We start from the raw sequence: 15,851 nt of genomic DNA, 5'->3' as shown, positions 1-15,851 counted from the left end.
AACACCGAAACAAACCTGTAATTATGAGATATGCATTGCTGGCAGGGGCGCTCCTCGCCGCCGCCTGCCAATCCCCGGAAACCAAAGATCAAACCGCGGACACGCCGCCGGCCAGGGACCTCCATACCCTGTCGAACGCCGACAGCATCCGGATCCGCCACCTCGACCTCGACATCCGGGTGGATTTTGCCGCGCACCGTATCGAAGGTTCGGCGGCCTGGCATTTCGCCAATCCCGACGGCCTTTCCGTGCTCCGCCTCGATACCGACGGCCTCACGATCGACAGCGTGACCGCCGGCGGCCGCAAAGTGCCGCACACGCTGGATTCCGCTGTTGCGTTCCTCGGCCATCGCCTGAACGTGCCCATCGAAAAATCCGATACGCTCGTGCGCATTTGGTACAAAACCGCCACCACGGCCACGGCGCTGCAATGGCTGGAACCCGCGCAGACCCTGGGCAAGAAACAACCGTTCCTCTATACGCAGTCGGAACCCACCTATGCCCGCACCTGGATTCCCGGCCCCGACGGCCCCGGTATCCGCTTTACGTACACCGCGCGCGTGACCGTTCCCAAAGACCTCATGGCCCTCATGAGCGCCGAAAACCCGCGCCAGAAGAACGATAGCGGGGTGTATCATTTCCGGATGGACCAGCCCGTTCCGGCGTACCTCATGGCGCTGGGCGTGGGAGATGTGGCGTATCGCGCCATAGACGGGCGCACCGGCGTGTATACCGAGCCGGCGATGCTGGACAGGGCGCATTACGAATTCGCGGAAGTCGGCAAAATGGTGACCACGGCCGAGGGGCTGTACGGGCCCTACCGCTGGGGCGTATACGACGTATTGGTGCTGCCTCCCGGCTTCCCGCTGGGTGGCATGGAAAACCCGCGCCTCACCTTCGCAACGCCTACGATCATTGCGGGAGACCGCTCGCTGGTGTCGCTCATCGCGCATGAACTGGCGCATAGCTGGAGCGGCAACCTCGTGACCAACGCCACCTGGGACGATTTCTGGCTCAACGAAGGGTTTACCGTCTACTTCGAGCGCCGGATCATGGAAGCCATGATGGGCGCCGATTACGCCGATATGTTGTGGGAACTGGGGTACCAGGATATGCAGGAAACCGTGAACGACCTCGGCAAAGACAGCCGCGACACCTGGCTGAAGCTCGACCTGAAAGGGCGCAGCGCGGAAGACGGGCTCACGGACGTTGCATATGAAAAAGGCGCGCATTTCCTCCGCCGTGTCGAAGAAGAAGTGGGAAGGCAGAAAATCGATTCGTTCCTGTATAAATATTTCAATTCGCATGCGTTCAAAACCATGTCTACCGAGCAATTCCTCGAATATTTCAACGCAGAACTGATGAAAGGGGATACGGCGCTGGTGAGTAAGATCCGGGTGAAGGACTGGGTCTATGGCCCGGGGATCCCGGATAATTGCCCGCGCGTGCCGCAAGCCCGGTTCGGGAAGGTGGATGCGGAAAGGGAGAAATTCCTCAAAGGCGATGCCGCGGGTGGATTGCAAACGAAGGGCTGGACGTCCCACGAATGGCTGCATTTCCTCCGCAAAATGCCGAAACCTTTGCAGCTGGCGCAGATGCAGCAGTTGGACGGGGCATTCCGGTTCACCCAAACCGGCAACAGTGAGGTGGCGAACCAGTGGTTCATCATGTCGGTTGCGGCGGGGTATAAGCCGGCTTTCGGGAATATGGAAAAGTTCCTCAGCGAGGTGGGGCGCCGCAAATTCCTCACGCCGCTGTATTCGGAGATGATGAAGTCGCCGGAAGGTACGGCCATGGCGCGTTCCATTTACGGTAAATACCGCGGTAACTATCATCCGCTGGCGCAGGAAACGCTGGACAAGATCATCAAAAAGTAAAAGTTCGTACCAATTGGAATAAGGAAAGGGCGGCCAGAAATGGCTGCCCTTTTTTTGAGGAGAACAAACGGAACATACGTTCTGCACCGTATGCCCACAGCGGCGTATGGTCTAACCTTCATGCGCAACTGACTAAAATTCTGTTAAACTAACTGCGGTGTAAAATTAGTACCGGAAATGGCGGACGGCAAGTGAAATGGGAAGGGTGGAGGATGGGAGGCGCCGTTGTCCGCTTTCGGGCGGTGGCGGAAAACATCGGCTGGGCATTGGTTTGACGATGGATGGGCAACGATGGGCGGAAAAACCGGAAGGAGCGGCTCTATGACGACCGGTGCGCGCGGAACGACAGTTTACGAAACCGGACACGCCGTTTCAAAAGCGGACAAGATGGGAAAACGGCTGATTTTTGGTATTTTTAAAGCTTCGAATCGAAACCAACAAAACAACCGGGAGGACTTTATTGCCTGCGCATCGAAATACGGAACAGGAATGGCTGGAGCGGATAGCCCTGGGAGATCAGGAAGCTTTCAGATTAGTTTTTCAGCAGCATTATAAGGCGCTTTGCTATTATGCCGGCACTATCGTGGACGACTGGCAGGAAGCGGAAGACCTTATACAGGAAGTGTTTTCCCGGCTGTGGGATAAAAGGCCGGTGTTCCCCAACGCCGCCGCGCTCCGCTCCTGGCTGTACGTGTCTGTCCGCAACGCATGCCTCAATCATCTCAAACTAAAGGAAAGGCAGCAATCGCGCGATAGAGACTATGCTTACCTTGCCGGCGACGCTCTTCCCGACACGGGCGCTTTCGACCCGCGGCTGGCCGAGACCGAGATCATCGCCAGTCTGTACCGGGAGATCGATGAGTTGCCCACTCAATGCCGGCGTATCTTCAAGATGAGTTACCTGGAAGGGAAGAAAAACGAGGAGATCGCCGGGGAGCTGTCCATTTCCTACAACACCGTCCGTACCCAGAAGCTCCGCGCCCTGAAACTCATCCGCGCGGCTCTTCTCAAACGCGATCTCCTGCCCGTATTCTACGCCTGGCTGGCGTTTACCCGGCACTTCCATTAGCAGGGTTACTGTATCTTTTTCCACCATTGTTCAAATTGTTGTGCGTGATCGTGTAGCCGGACAGGTTCCCCGATCATGGGCGTTACCAGCCGGTAAGGCTTGTTTTGTGAATATGCTGAAATCTTCTCCAGTGGCTCGTTCCACGGGTGGTTCGCCAAGGTGAATTTGGAGTGGTGGACCGTCAGCAGGTTCCCGGCATGCAGTTCTTCCGTCGCTTTCGCTACTTCTTCCGGCAGTTCGTGCACGGAGTGCCAGGCTTCGTTGTACTGGCCGCATTCCATGATCGCCCAATCGGGCGCGCCATGTTTACGGAAAATCTCCTGGAACCGGCCGTCGTATCCACCGTCTCCACTATAATAGACGCTCCCCCGGGGCGAGCGGATGTAGAAACTCAGCCAGAGGCTTTGGCCGCGGGTGAATCCCCTGCCCGAATCATGATGGGTGGATTCGGTGAAGATGGTAAATCCCGGTTTGATCTCCTGTTGATCGTACCAATCTTTTTCGATGATCTGCTCCGGCCGGTATCCCCATTTTTCGTAGTGCGCGCCCGCGCCCAGCCCGCAGATCACGAATTTTACCCGGTCTTTCAAGGCCACGGCCGTTTCGAAATCGAGGTGGTCGTAATGGTCGTGGGAAAGGAGCATGTAATCGATATCGGGCATATCGGCGGCGGTGTAGACATCGCTGCCTTTGTAGGCCTTCACGCCGCCCGGCAGGGGCGAGGCTTTGCCGCTGAACACGGGGTCTACGAGGAAACGCACGCCATCCAGCTGCAAAAAGAACGACGAATGCCCGAACCAGACGATCATGTCGCTGTCGCGCGGGGCGTTGCGGAGGTCGGTTTTAACCGACGGGAGGGAATCTACCGGCTCGCGGTTGGGGAATTTTTTGAAGAGGGTTTTGAAAATTTCCCCCGGCATGGAATACCCTTCAGCGATCACGGGCATTTCCACGAGATTGCGGAAGCGGCCCTCTTTGAAGTGCGGCGACTTTTGTATGGATTCCCACCTTTTGCCTTCCGGTAAGGCCCCGAACTGGGGGCGCTTCATATAAAAATAAGTAGTGACGGTCAGCAGCATTACCAGTACGAGCAGTACTAACATCATGTATTTCAGTATTTTATATAATCTCTTCATGGATAGATCGGCCGCATCCCGCGGTTGTTTAAGTTGACGATCGAAAAAGGGAAATATTTTGGGGAGGAAGGAAAATTTTGTTGCGGAAGGATAATTTCCGGGCGAACAAAGCCATTGAAATTTGAGCCGGTCTAAAAAATCTTCAAAAAAATCCATCAAACCTTGTCATCGAAATAACAAACCCGTTGTTTCTATAGTAATCCATAAAAATATTGATGTTGGACCCACAACTGATACAACGACCTGCCGAACTGATCCTGAAGGAACTGCGCGGCGAACAGACGGAAGCCGAGGCCCGCGAACTGCAGGATTGGCTGGCCGCCGATGCGGAACATCGTGCGTTTTACGAACGGATGACCAGCGCGCCCGGCCTGCAAAGCCGGCTGCAGAAATTTGGTGTGCCCGACGAAGGCGCCGCCTGGCAACGGTTTGCCGAAAAACACTTTCCCGCCCCGGCGGATAGCGAAGGGGAGAAAGTGAAGCGCATGGATTACCGCTGGTGGGCCGCTGCGGCCGTTATCGTAGCTGCCGCAGCCGGTATCTGGCTCTGGAAGCCGGGGCAGGAAGCCACCAAAGCCCCCGTGGCCGCGGTCCAGCGAACCATCCTGCCGGCCACCAGCAAAGCCGTGCTCACCCTGGCAGACGGGACCACCATTCCGCTGGACAGCGCCGGCAACCAGACCTTCGCGCAGCAGGGCGCCACGGCCAGCCAGCACGGCGGATCGCTCGTGTACCAGCCCGGCGGAAAGGAAGGGGCGTTGCAATACAATACCCTGCGCACGCCGCGCGGCGGACAGTTCCGCATCGCTTTGCCCGACGGGTCGCAGGTGTGGCTGAACGCCGGATCATCGCTGCGGTTCCCCGTGGCGTTCGGGCCGGGAGCGAGGAAAGTGGAGCTGACGGGCGAAGCGTATTTCGAGGTGCGCCCCGACGCCGCGAAACCATTTACGGTGGCGGTAGACGGGAAGGCCGAAGTGGCGGTGCTGGGAACGGAATTCAACATCAACGCCTATGCCGACGAGCCTGCGATCCGCGCCACGCTGGTGAAAGGCTCGGTGGCCGTGACGGCGGCCGGGCAAACGCGGAAACTGGCGCCCGGGCAACAGGCGGCGATCAGCGGCGGCGCCCCGGTGGTGGATGCGCGGCCGGATGTGGAAGAAGCCCTGGCCTGGAGGAACGCCGTTTTCTATTTCAGAAACGCAGACGTGAAAGCCGTTATGCGGCAACTGCAACGGTGGTACGACGTGGAAGTGGAATATCGCGGAAATGTGCCCGACCGCCGGTTCGACGGCGAAATTCAACGGGACCTGCCGCTGCAGGATGTGCTCGATGGACTGCGGGTTTCGGGCATCTCGTTCACCATCGAAGGATCGAAGATCATCATACAACCATTATAAAAAAACAGAAACCGGAGGTGATTGGACCCACCCCCGGCGAATGTCAGGCATCTTAGCAACGAACTTGAATTACTATTAACCAGACAATGCAAATCTATGCAATTGACCGATCATGCCGGCCCCTGTTTTGGAAAGGGGCTGCTTTCAACCAAACTCAGACGTATCATGAGATGGACAGCATTTCTTATCCTGGCGGCCTGCCTCAACGTTTCCGCCACTACCTATGCCCAACGGGTGACCGTGAAGCTGCAAAACGCTTCGCTGGAAGAAGTGTTTGCTGCCGTGAAGCGCCAGACCGGGTACCTGTTCTTTTACGACCGGGACCTGTTGCGCGGTGCTGAAAAAGTGACGGTAGAGGCCAGCAATCAACCGCTGGAATCTTTCCTGCTGGCGGTTTTTAAAGACCAGCCGCTGGATTATTCCGTGAAGGACAAGACCATTTTCATCAAACCGAAACCAGTTGCTCCCGCCGCTCCTTCCGCCAAAGCAGCCAGACAGGAAGTGACGGGTACCGTTACCGGAACGGACGGCACCCCGCTGCCCGGGGTCACCATCCGCATCAAAGGTTCCCAGACGGGCGCCACCTCCGATGCCGACGGGAAATTCAAACTGAGCGCCGAGCCCGGTGATGTGCTGGTAATTTCTTACATCGGCTTCGAACCGCAGGAAGTGACCGTAGGCGCCAGCGCCCTCAGCATCCGCCTCAAACCGAACATCAGCGCGCTCGACGAAGCCGTGGTCATCGGTTATGGCTCCGCCGTGCGGAAAAGCCTCACCGGCTCCGTGTCTTCCGTGAGAAGCAAAGACATTGCCAACAGCCCGGTAACTGACCCGCTCGCCGCCATGCAGGGCCGCGTGCCCGGCCTGTTCATTTCCTCGAACAGCGGCTTGCCGGGCGCCTCGTTCAACGTCACCATCCGCGGCCAGAACTCGCTGCTGAAGGCCAACGGGCCGTTGTACGTCATTGACGGGGTACCGTATCTGGACGAACCCATGAACACGACCATCCCCGTAGCCGGCGGCAACCAAAGCCCCCTCGCGGCGCTGAACCCCGCCGATATCGAGCGGATCGATGTGCTGAAAGATGCAGACGCAACGGCGATCTACGGCTCGCGCGCGGGCAACGGTGTGGTGATGATCACCACCAAGAAAGGCCGCAGCGGCAAGTTTTCCGTAAATGCCAACGTTTACAGCGGCGGCAGCAAAGTGGTGAACCGCATGCCGATGCTGAACACTTCCGAATATATTACCATGCGGAAGGAAGCATTCGCCAATGATAATCTTACACCTTCGACTGATAATGCACCGGATCTGCTGGAATGGAGCCAGACCGAAACGAACGACTGGCAGAAACGCCTCATCGGCAACACGGCCAACCAAACGGAAGCGCAGCTTTCGATGTCTGGGGGTACGCAGCAAACGCGGTATTTACTGAGCGGCACCTGGAGAAAGGAATCCACCGTACTGCCCAACGATCTTGCGTACAAACGGGGAACGGGCCGCTTCAGCCTCGATCATAACAGCAAAGACAATCGCTTCGGGTTCAAAGTTTCCGCCAGCTACAGCGGCGATAAAAGCAATTCGCTGCCCAGCGACATGTCTTACGTATATAACCTCTCGCCGAACTTCCCGGTGTATGACAGCGACGGGAAATTCTATTGGTTCAGCAGCGATCAGAATCCCATCGCGCCGCTTTCCCGCACGTATGCTTCCAAATCCCGGAACCTCATCACCAGCGGCGAAATCCGCTACACGGTATTGCCCGGCCTTACGGCAAGGGTAACCGGTGGGTACACGCACAACTCCATGGACCAGATGCAGATCACACCGCCGTCGAGCCTGAACGCGCAGAACGCCGCCAACGCCTTTACGTATTTCGGCGATGTGAAAGCGCATTCTTACGTGGTGGAGCCGCAACTGGAATATAAACGCGCCATCGGCAAGGGCGACCTTTCCGTTTTCGTGGGCACCAGTTGGCAGGAGAGCGTCCGCGACGGGAAACGTACCGATGCCAGCAGGTTCTCCGGCGAAGAGTTCATGCACATCCTGGATTCCGCCGGCGTCCGCAACGAGAACCTCAATTATTATATGTACCGCTATAATTCCATTTTTGGTCGCGCTACGTATAACTGGGATGGCAAGTATGTCCTGAACGCCACGTTCCGTCGCGACGGTTCCACCCGGTTCGGGCCGGATAACCGCTGGGGCAATTTTGGCTCTGTGGGCGCCGCGTGGATTTTCTCGGAAGAGTCCTGGGCAAAGAAATTACCGTGGTTGTCGCACGGTAAGCTGCGCGGAAGTTATGGTTCCGTGGGAAGTGATAACATCGGATATTACGATTACCTCGCCAGTTGGGCCGCTTCCAACAGCGCGTACGTGTACGACGGCAGCACCGGTCTCACACCTTCCCGCATCGCCAATCCGGAATATCGCTGGGAAGAATCGCGTAAATCGGAAGGCGGGATCGAGCTGGGTTTCCTGAAAAATCGCATCCTTGTCAATGCCGGTTATTATTACAGTCTCACCGATAACCAGCTCATCGATCTTTCGCTCACGCCGCAGGTAGGCTTCTCCAGCCTGCGCGACAACTTCGATGCAGTGGTACAGAACTCCGGTTGGGAAATGGACATCACAACAGATAATATCCGCCGTGATCATTTCTCCTGGACGTCTTCGTTCAACATTACCATTCCGAAAAACAAGCTGAAGAAATTCGACGGCATCGAGAAAACCGTTTACCGCGACAAATACGTGGTAGGCGAGCCGCTTACCATCGTGAAAGGTTACCAGTACGAATATGTGGACCCGGCTACCGGTGTGCCCGTTTTCTGGACGAAAGACGGCAGCGGCGGCCGGCCGGTGGAATTCACGGATTTCGTGATCCTCGGTAACGCGATGGCCGAATACTATGGCGGTTTGCAGAATACGCTGCGGTATAAAAAAGTATCGCTGGATTTCCTCTTCCAGTTCGTGGAGCAGGAAGGTGGCGAATATAACTACGGACGGCTGGCGAACGCTTACGGAACGCGTTTCAACCAGGGCCGGGAGGCGCTGGACAGGTGGCAGAAACCGGGTGATGTGACCGATGTTCCCCGTGCCACCACCAACCCCGCCAACACCCTGTTCGACGTTTACCGGTTATCCAGCGCGGTGTGGGGCAACGCCAGCTTCATCCGCCTGAAGAACGTTTCGCTGCGGTACGACCTGTCTGAATACGCACGTAAAATCAAGCTGAACAGTGCTTCGGTGTATATGAACGCGCAAAATCTGCTGACGTTCACGAACTATAAGGGAATGGACCCGGAAACGCAAGGCATCCGCCTGCCGCCCGTTAAAACCATTACCGCAGGTATCCAGCTGAGTTTCTAACAATCATCCAAAAGCATCAAGATGAAACGATTTTCGCTTCTTATCATATTCGCAGCCACGCTTTCCGCGTCCTGCAACAAATACCTCGACACGCCCACGCCGAAAACGGAAGTGGGGGACGAAAAGGTGTTCGCCGACGATAAAACCGCCACATCCGCCGTTACCGGCATTTACATCAGCATGAACAGCCTCAATTACCTCTGGGGGAACGTGATGATGAACTTCCTCGCCGGGATCCATGCCGATGATGTGTATTATGCCAGCAATTTTGAAGATTACGACGTGTTCAAACAAACGCGCCTGCTGCCCAACAGTACTTATGTGGAGCGGTTCTGGAACGCTGTTTATAGTTACGTCTATTCCGCCAACGCCTGCATTGAAGGATTGACGGCTTCCACGAAGCTGACGCCGGCGCTGAAAGATCAGTTGCTGGGCGAATCCTACTTCATGCGCGCCTACTTTTATTTCTACCTCGTGAATATGTATGGCGACGTGCCGCTGGTGTTGACGACGGATTACCGCATTTCCGAGAAACTGCCCCGCGAGAAAACGGAAAAAGTATACGACCAGGTGGTAGCGGACCTGCAGACAGCCAAACGTTTGCTGGGCGATAATTACCCCAATGGCAACCGCGTACGTCCCAACAAAACGGCCGCATCTGCGCTGCTGGCGCGGGTGTACCTATACCGTCACGATTGGGCGCTGGCCGAAACGGAGTCCAATGCCGTGATCGGGAACGGTAATTATGAACTGTTGAAAGACCTGAACACCGTGTTCCTCGCCAACAGCCGCGAAGCTATTTTCCAACTGCAGTCGGTGAATGTAGGGGGAGGACGGAACACCTGGGAAGCACAGGTGGCCATTCCGGCAAACGCTACTTCCGGCCCGCTGTTCCGGCTGGATACGCTTAATCTGATCCGGAAGTTCGAAGCTGGGGACGCGCGCCTCGCCAACTGGACGGGTAACAGGACGTTGGCAACGGGCGCTACCTATTTTTGGCCTGCCAAATACAAAGTGCGTAACGCAACTCCGGTACAGGAGCATACCATGGTGATGCGTGTGGCGGAACAATACCTCATCAGGGCTGAAGCGCGCATCCGCCAAAATAAACTGGACGATGGCCGTAAAGACCTGGATGCGGTGCGCGAGCGCGCCAACCTGCAGAAACTGAATACCGCCCTCACGCAGCCGCAATTGATCCTGGCTGTGGAGCATGAACGGAAATTCGAACTGTTCGCGGAATGGGGCCACCGTTGGTTCGATCTGAAACGTACCCAACGCGCCACCGATGTACTGGGCCCCATCAAAGGCGCCAACTGGCAGCCGACCGATACGCTGTACCCGATCCCCGCCTATGCCATCAGCACCAACATTAACCTGACGCAGAATGAAGGCTATAAGAAATAAAATACTTTTTGTAATCCTCCTCCTCATAACCACCGGCCTCACCGCGCGCTCTGCAGGAGCGTGTGGTGATTGCGCCGGCGAAACCGGAGGCCGGGGAAACCGTCACCGTTACGCTCGACCCCTCCGTGGCCACAGGCCCCATCCCGGCCGGCGCCACCGCCGTAACGGTACAGTTCGTCACCTCCAACTTCTACGACCTGCCCATCCGCATCCCGATGGTGAAAACCAACGGGAAATGGACCGCCAGCTTCCGGTTGGCGCCCTACGCGGCCTTCGCCACGTTCCAGCTTACCAGCGGCAACGCGATCGAACGGCCCGCGGCCGACCGGCTTTTCGAAGTGATGGTATATAAAAAGGGCCTGCCCGTCCGCCATGCCTTGTTGTACCGTGGTGGCAGCATGGCCGCGCAAATGGGCAAAGCACCCGGTACCGCGGCGGCTTCCGCGGCTTTGTACGAACAGGAATTGAAAGCGTTCCCCGACAACTACGAAGCTAAATTGCGGCTGCTGGTATACCAGGAGCAGGTGGCGAAACTGGCTTCCGAAAAGAAAGCCATCCGTCGCCGGATGCACGACGTCATCGAAGCCAAGTGGAATGAAGCGCCTTCCGACCGCGGGAACCTCAACCGGGTAACGATGGGTTATCTCATCATCGGGGAACCCTCGCGCCTGGATTCCATCCGGAAACAAGTGGGCGTCCGCTACCCGGAAACCGCGCTGGGCCGGAGCCTGCATGCGGATTTCATCAGCCGGGAAAAAGATTCCGCCCGCCGCATCGCCCTGCTGGAACTGGCGCTGGACAAAGAAACGGAACAGACCGAAGCGGATTTCTCGCCATTCCATGAACAATTGTTCGAACTGTACGCCCGTGCCAAAGACTCCGCAAAAACGGTATTCCATGCAGGGAAAGTGCGCCACGACATGGAAAGCCCCCATCTCCCGCGCTTCTACAAAAGCATGGCCGAAACACTCATCGAAAATGCGGTGGCCCTGCCGCTGGCGCGCCAATACACCAACATGGCGCTGGCCATGGCCGACCGCTGGCCCGCCGGGCTCATCCGGTATTTCCCGGAAACGGGGCATATCATCCCGCTGGTAGACGACAGCACCCGCCGGGCGGTAACCGCCCAGGCAAAGGGGAACCTCCTGTCGATGCTCGGCCTCATCGATATGCTGGAAGGGAAAGACGGTGACGGCGAAGCGCACATGCGTGCCGCGATCGCCGCCTCGCACGACCACGAAACCCTCGAAAACGTAAGCCGCTTCTACAAACAGACCGGCCGCGAAACGGCCCTGGCGGAAATCGGCGCGCTGCGCCTCGGGGAACTGAAAGCCGCCGTGGCCCGGCAAATGATCGACAAACCCGCACCGGAGCTTTCGTCGTTCGTAGACCTGAAAGGCAATCCCGTAACCCCGGAAAGCCTCCGCGGGAAAGTGGTGCTCATCGATTTCTGGGCCACCTGGTGCGTGCCCTGCATGCAGGAAATGCCCTTCGTGCAGAAACTCTACGATGAGTTCAAAAGCAACCCGGACGTGGTTTTCATGATCGTCAACAGCGGCGCGAAAAACACATTGCAGGATGCGCAGAACTGGAAAGGGAACAAAACGTATTCTTTCCCCGTGTATTACAACACCGATCCCAACATCGGCGAAAAATTCAATTTCAATATCATTCCCGCCACGTACGTCATCGACAAAAACGGGCGGATACGATTTGCCAATATAGGATTCGAAGGAGCGGAAGTGGAGTCTCGCCTCCGCGTCCAACTACAAATGGCATTAACACCTTGATACGGAAATCATGCAAATGCAACTACCCCGGCTCTTTTGGGCCGGGGTTTTTTGTAACTTGGGCGGATGCGCTTTATCCGTTACTTTTTGTACCTCGCCTGGCATTGGGACCTTGAAATGGCTTTGTTCGTCATCCGCCGGGAAATTGCCGGCGAGCGGAAGTACGGCTTGCGCACCATCGGCACGCATTACCTGGGAGACGCCATTTCGGACTCGGCCAAAGCGCAGGCCACGCAATACGAGCCCATCAATTATTATTCCGCCGAATGGCTGCTGAACCATGTGACCGATGCCGAAAAGAAAACCGGTTTTCTCGACGTAGGCTGCGGGATGGGGCGCGTGCTGGCCATGGCGGAATTTTATGGGTTCGATGATATTACCGGGATCGAGCTGTCGCCCGGATTATGCAAATCCGTGAAGCCGGGGAAATATGAAGTATTATGTGAAGATGCGCGGCGGATGGAGGTCTCCGACCGAACGGGCGTCATTTTTCTGTTCAACCCTTTCAATGAAGAAGCGATGGTGGATTTTGTGGAACGGGTGAAGGAAAGCCGGGCCCGCCGCCCCCGGAAGATCAAGGTGCTGTATGCGAACCCGCAGCACAAAAACGTTTGGCTGAACGCCGGCTGGAAAGAAACGGCGGCTTTTGAAAAGCTGCGATTTTTGAAGGGATCGGTGCTGGAGTTGGCGGATTGAATCACCGTTTCCCGTAATACTGCGGATCGAGCTGGGAGCGGTATTCCGGATGGCGCTCCACGAACCCCGCTACAAACGGGCAATACACCATCACCGGCTTTTTCAGGGACGCGGCCAGCCGGAAAGCTTCCTTCGCCAATGCGGTGGCCACGCCTTTGCCTTCCATGGCGGCCGGCACGGTGGTATGCATGAACGCGATGTCTTTCTTGTAATAGCGATAAGTGAGCGTGGCGGCTTCACCGGCTATCCAGACTTCCAGCTGCTGGCTGGCTTCGTTGTTGATGACGGCGTATTGCGCGGGTTCCATGATGGCGGGTCAGAGATTGGTGACGGATGGGTCTACGATGCGTTTCCATTCGGGATGGCGCTTCAGGTAGGCTACCACCAGCGGACAAAGCGGTACCAGCGTATAGTGGTTTTCTTCCAGGTACGCGAGCGTTTTTTCGATCAGCGCCGTGGCTACGCCTTTGCCTTCGAGCTCGGCGGGCGCTTCGGTATGGATGAGCCAGATCTTCTTCCCGCTTTCCTTATATACGATAATGGCGGTATGCCCTTCCACCGTCAGTTCGAACTGGTGGTCCGTTTCATTCTTCACCAACGGAAGCCCAATGTATTCTTCTTTCATATCGTCAAGTTACAGATAATAACAACACCGGCCGCGTCATTGTTGCTGCAGCCAGGGGATGGCCTGGGGAGACGTGGTCAGGTAATACAGCGTGTACCCCACGTCTGTAACGGCGTACGTCCGGAAGCCGGCTTTGTTGTACCACGACACGTTTTCCGGGGCAGACGTTTCCAGGTAAACGGGCCTGTCTGCCGACCTCGCCAGTTCGAGCACGTCGTTGAGCAATTGCCGGCCGGCGCCCCTGCGCCGGGAATCCGGGTTTACGCCGATGAACCAGAGGTAGGCCATGGGCACTTCCGGCCTGACGGACTGTACCAGCTTCCTGCGGGCTTTCACATTCGGTAAATGTTTCCATCCGATCGAGCGCCAGACGAGCCGCAGATCGAGCCAGCGGGTGAAGAGGTTTTCCGGCTTCCGGTCCGGGTACAGGACCAGGGCGCAACCGTTTCCATCGTCAGACAGCAGCACATCGCCATACCGGATGCAGACATCGAATGCGTATTCCATCAATCCACGGATATTCCGTTCCGCATCCCCGTGCCTGCGCACGGCGGCGAGCACGCTGCGGTTCTGCGCGAAGGAGCGGGCGAGGATGCCCGCTACGAGGGCTTTATCGGCACGGGTGGCGCGTTTCATATCTTAAAACTACTGACTTTTTTATGGAATGGCGTTATCGGTCCGCACGCAGGCCGTCGCTATGTAGCAAATGGCCATCAGGGTAAGGATCTTTTTCATATGGCAGGAATCCATTAAAAATACACCGCCATCGCCCGGAATGCAAATAAAAAAGCGCCGCGGGGATCTGCGGCGCTATTGGTTAGTACGATAGATGAAAAATTAATACATATCCAAAGAAAAAGGTTAGTCGGACAGTTTGTTCTGCTGCGCCCGTAGCGTCGGGTTGGCTGCGGTTTCCTCCGCCGGGATGGGCCAGAGGAAGCGGAAGCTTTCGTACGCATACGAAGGAACGCCGCCGGTGGTGGGGAACGTGGGAGGCGTTACGGCATTGTAATCGGTGCCGTCGAGCTTCATTTGTTCCTTCTTCATTTTGGCGGGAATGCCGCGGAATCCGTAAACGGCATCGAGCGCAAGGCGGTGGATGTCTGCCCAGCGGCGCCCTTCGCCCGCCAGCTCGATGCGGCGCTCCTGAAGGATGGCCAGTACGAGGTCGGCGGGAGGCGTGGTGAATTGGTCGCCAACTTCCACGGAGCGGTTGCGCACCGCGTTCAGCAGCGCCAGCGCACGATCGTTCTCACCTTTGCGGGCATGGGCCTCGGCGGCCGTGAGCAGCACTTCCGCATAGCGGAGCATCGGGGCCCAGTCGGCACGGGTGGTATAATCGCGGTATTTGTAATTGAAATAATAGCGCGATCCGGTAGTAGGTTGGTACACCTGCAGCAGGGCACGGCGCTTGTCGGTCGCTTTCCAGAACGAAGCGTTATACAGGATGGGGCTCGTAGCCACCAGTCCGCGGCCGTTGAGCGAAGCCGGGCCGAACATCGCCGGAAGCGCGCCGTTACTGCCGCCATTGGCGTTGGGGCCGTTGGCGATGGAGAAGATGGACTCGGTATTGTTTTTATAGCTGGTGAACGGCCCGTCTGGCTCTGCCGTGAGCTGGAAGGCGCCGATGGGGCTTTTGTAGGGAGCCGCTGCGGGGATGAGCTTGTTGCTTTCCGCGATCACGCCGTCCCAGTCGCCCATATGTTGTTTGATGCGCGCTTTCAGGGCGATGGCGGCGCCTTTGGTGGCGCGCTGCGCGCCGTCCGGCTGCTTGTCGGGCAGGTTGGCTTCCGCGAAATCGAGATCTGCGATCAGTTTGGTATAACAATCCTTCACTGTTCCCCGGTCCATTTTCAGTCCTTCTTCATATGCGGCCAGGGAAGTGATGGCTTTGGTGCGATAGGGAACGCCCCATTTGCCGCCCGCCGCATCCGCATACGGGAAGCTGAAATGTACGAGCAGCTCATGATGGGAAAGGGCGCGCATGAAACGTGCCTCGCCTTCATAGGCTTTGGCTTCGGCATCGGTGATCACGCCTTTGGCGCCGGCTTTCTGCACACCTTCGATGAGGATGTTGGCCTGGTTGATGAGCGCGTAGAGCGTATGCCACATCGTAACGTTGTTGAGCGATGTAGGGTTGGCGCCGCCTTCGTAGGTGATGGCGTAGAACTGATCGATGTTCAGCATGTCTTCGCCCCTCATTTCTCCTTGTTCTATCGCCGCCGCACCGAAAGGATACCCGCGCGCGGAGCTTTTCAGGTTTTGATAAGTGCCGATGGCGGCAGATTCGTACACGCCCATCATGGCGAGCTTGATATTTCCCGGCGATGCAAAGGCGGATTCTTCCGAAGCAAGGCTGATGGGCGCCAGCTCCGTGAAATCTTTGCAGGAAACGATCGAGGTGCCGGCCGCAAGCAGCATCGCTGCTACCGCCGCGCGACGGAAATTATATGATCTGGATGTTACTTTTTTCATGGTCATGTTT

12 protein-coding genes are annotated in these 15,851 nt (G+C 57.0%); 7 read left to right on the top strand and 5 right to left on the bottom strand.

The window, feature by feature from the left end:
- Positions 1-23 precede the first annotated feature (23 nt).
- Entirely contained in the window at positions 24-1,877 is a 1,854-nt protein-coding gene (locus WJU22_RS00990; RefSeq protein WP_341841441.1) for a M1 family metallopeptidase, read from the top strand.
- Positions 1,878-2,337: 460 nt separating this feature from the next.
- On the top strand, positions 2,338-2,946 hold the full coding sequence (locus WJU22_RS00985; RefSeq protein WP_341841440.1) for an RNA polymerase sigma-70 factor: 609 nt from the start codon (positions 2,338-2,340) through the stop codon (positions 2,944-2,946).
- A gap of 5 nt (positions 2,947-2,951) precedes the next feature.
- Here the strand turns inward: WJU22_RS00985 and WJU22_RS00980 are convergent, their stop codons facing one another.
- A complete protein-coding gene (locus WJU22_RS00980; protein WP_341841439.1) occupies positions 2,952-4,052 on the bottom strand; it encodes an MBL fold metallo-hydrolase in 1,101 nt (366 codons plus the stop codon).
- 245 nt (positions 4,053-4,297) lie between these two features.
- On the opposite strand from WJU22_RS00980, the gene WJU22_RS00975 reads away from it, so the two are divergent.
- The 5 genes from WJU22_RS00975 to WJU22_RS00955 all read left to right on the top strand — a co-directional run bounded on the left by WJU22_RS00975 (position 4,298) and on the right by WJU22_RS00955 (position 12,741).
- Positions 4,298-5,479: a FecR family protein gene (locus WJU22_RS00975; RefSeq protein ID WP_341841438.1), complete on the top strand. Its 1,182-nt coding sequence runs from the start codon at positions 4,298-4,300 to the stop codon at positions 5,477-5,479.
- Positions 5,480-5,644: 165 nt separating this feature from the next.
- The gene (locus WJU22_RS00970; protein ID WP_341841437.1) at positions 5,645-8,848 is read left to right on the top strand and encodes a TonB-dependent receptor; all 3,204 of its coding nucleotides are present in this window, start codon (positions 5,645-5,647) and stop codon (positions 8,846-8,848) included.
- Between the two features lie 21 nt (positions 8,849-8,869).
- A complete protein-coding gene (locus WJU22_RS00965; RefSeq protein ID WP_341841436.1) occupies positions 8,870-10,255 on the top strand; it encodes a RagB/SusD family nutrient uptake outer membrane protein in 1,386 nt (461 codons plus the stop codon).
- 62 nt (positions 10,256-10,317) lie between these two features.
- On the top strand, positions 10,318-12,045 hold the full coding sequence (locus tag WJU22_RS00960; protein WP_341841435.1) for a TlpA disulfide reductase family protein: 1,728 nt from the start codon (positions 10,318-10,320) through the stop codon (positions 12,043-12,045).
- A 66-nt stretch (positions 12,046-12,111) separates the two neighbouring features.
- A complete protein-coding gene (locus WJU22_RS00955) occupies positions 12,112-12,741 on the top strand; it encodes a class I SAM-dependent methyltransferase (RefSeq protein ID WP_341841434.1) in 630 nt (209 codons plus the stop codon).
- Position 12,742: 1 nt separating this feature from the next.
- Here the strand turns inward: WJU22_RS00955 and WJU22_RS00950 are convergent, their stop codons facing one another.
- From WJU22_RS00950 to WJU22_RS00935, 4 genes are all read right to left on the bottom strand, one after another.
- The gene (locus tag WJU22_RS00950; RefSeq protein ID WP_341841433.1) at positions 12,743-13,048 is read right to left on the bottom strand and encodes a GNAT family N-acetyltransferase; all 306 of its coding nucleotides are present in this window, start codon (positions 13,046-13,048) and stop codon (positions 12,743-12,745) included.
- A gap of 9 nt (positions 13,049-13,057) precedes the next feature.
- A complete protein-coding gene (locus WJU22_RS00945; RefSeq protein ID WP_341841432.1) occupies positions 13,058-13,366 on the bottom strand; it encodes a GNAT family N-acetyltransferase in 309 nt (102 codons plus the stop codon).
- Positions 13,367-13,402: 36 nt separating this feature from the next.
- Complete coding sequence (locus WJU22_RS00940) at positions 13,403-14,002, bottom strand: GNAT family N-acetyltransferase (RefSeq protein WP_341841431.1); 600 nt, start codon at positions 14,000-14,002, stop codon at positions 13,403-13,405.
- 225 nt (positions 14,003-14,227) lie between these two features.
- Positions 14,228-15,841, bottom strand: coding sequence for a RagB/SusD family nutrient uptake outer membrane protein (locus WJU22_RS00935; protein WP_341841430.1), 1,614 nt, complete (start codon positions 15,839-15,841; stop codon positions 14,228-14,230).
- Between the last annotated feature and the right edge of the window lie 10 nt (positions 15,842-15,851).

Origin of the sequence: Chitinophaga caseinilytica (genome assembly GCF_038396765.1) — a bacterium.
In the GTDB taxonomy this organism is placed as follows: domain Bacteria; phylum Bacteroidota; class Bacteroidia; order Chitinophagales; family Chitinophagaceae; genus Chitinophaga; species Chitinophaga caseinilytica.
This window is presented reverse-complemented; position numbering and strand designations above follow the sequence as displayed.

Bases quoted from the DNA above. Each gene is read 5' to 3' on its own strand.
- WJU22_RS00990 (WP_341841441.1), top strand. From the start codon at position 24: ATGAGATATGCATTGCTGGCAGGGGCGCTCCTCGCCGCCGCCTGCCAA.
- WJU22_RS00980 (WP_341841439.1), bottom strand. From the start codon at position 4,052: ATGATGTTAGTACTGCTCGTACTGGTAATGCTGCTGACCGTCACTACT.
- WJU22_RS00975 (WP_341841438.1), top strand. From the start codon at position 4,298: ATGTTGGACCCACAACTGATACAACGACCTGCCGAACTGATCCTGAAG.
- WJU22_RS00970 (WP_341841437.1), top strand. From the start codon at position 5,645: ATGAGATGGACAGCATTTCTTATCCTGGCGGCCTGCCTCAACGTTTCC.
- WJU22_RS00965 (WP_341841436.1), top strand. From the start codon at position 8,870: ATGAAACGATTTTCGCTTCTTATCATATTCGCAGCCACGCTTTCCGCG.
- WJU22_RS00955 (WP_341841434.1), top strand. From the start codon at position 12,112: ATGCGCTTTATCCGTTACTTTTTGTACCTCGCCTGGCATTGGGACCTT.
- WJU22_RS00950 (WP_341841433.1), bottom strand. From the start codon at position 13,048: ATGGAACCCGCGCAATACGCCGTCATCAACAACGAAGCCAGCCAGCAG.
- WJU22_RS00945 (WP_341841432.1), bottom strand. From the start codon at position 13,366: ATGAAAGAAGAATACATTGGGCTTCCGTTGGTGAAGAATGAAACGGAC.
- WJU22_RS00940 (WP_341841431.1), bottom strand. From the start codon at position 14,002: ATGAAACGCGCCACCCGTGCCGATAAAGCCCTCGTAGCGGGCATCCTC.
- WJU22_RS00935 (WP_341841430.1), bottom strand. From the start codon at position 15,841: ATGAAAAAAGTAACATCCAGATCATATAATTTCCGTCGCGCGGCGGTA.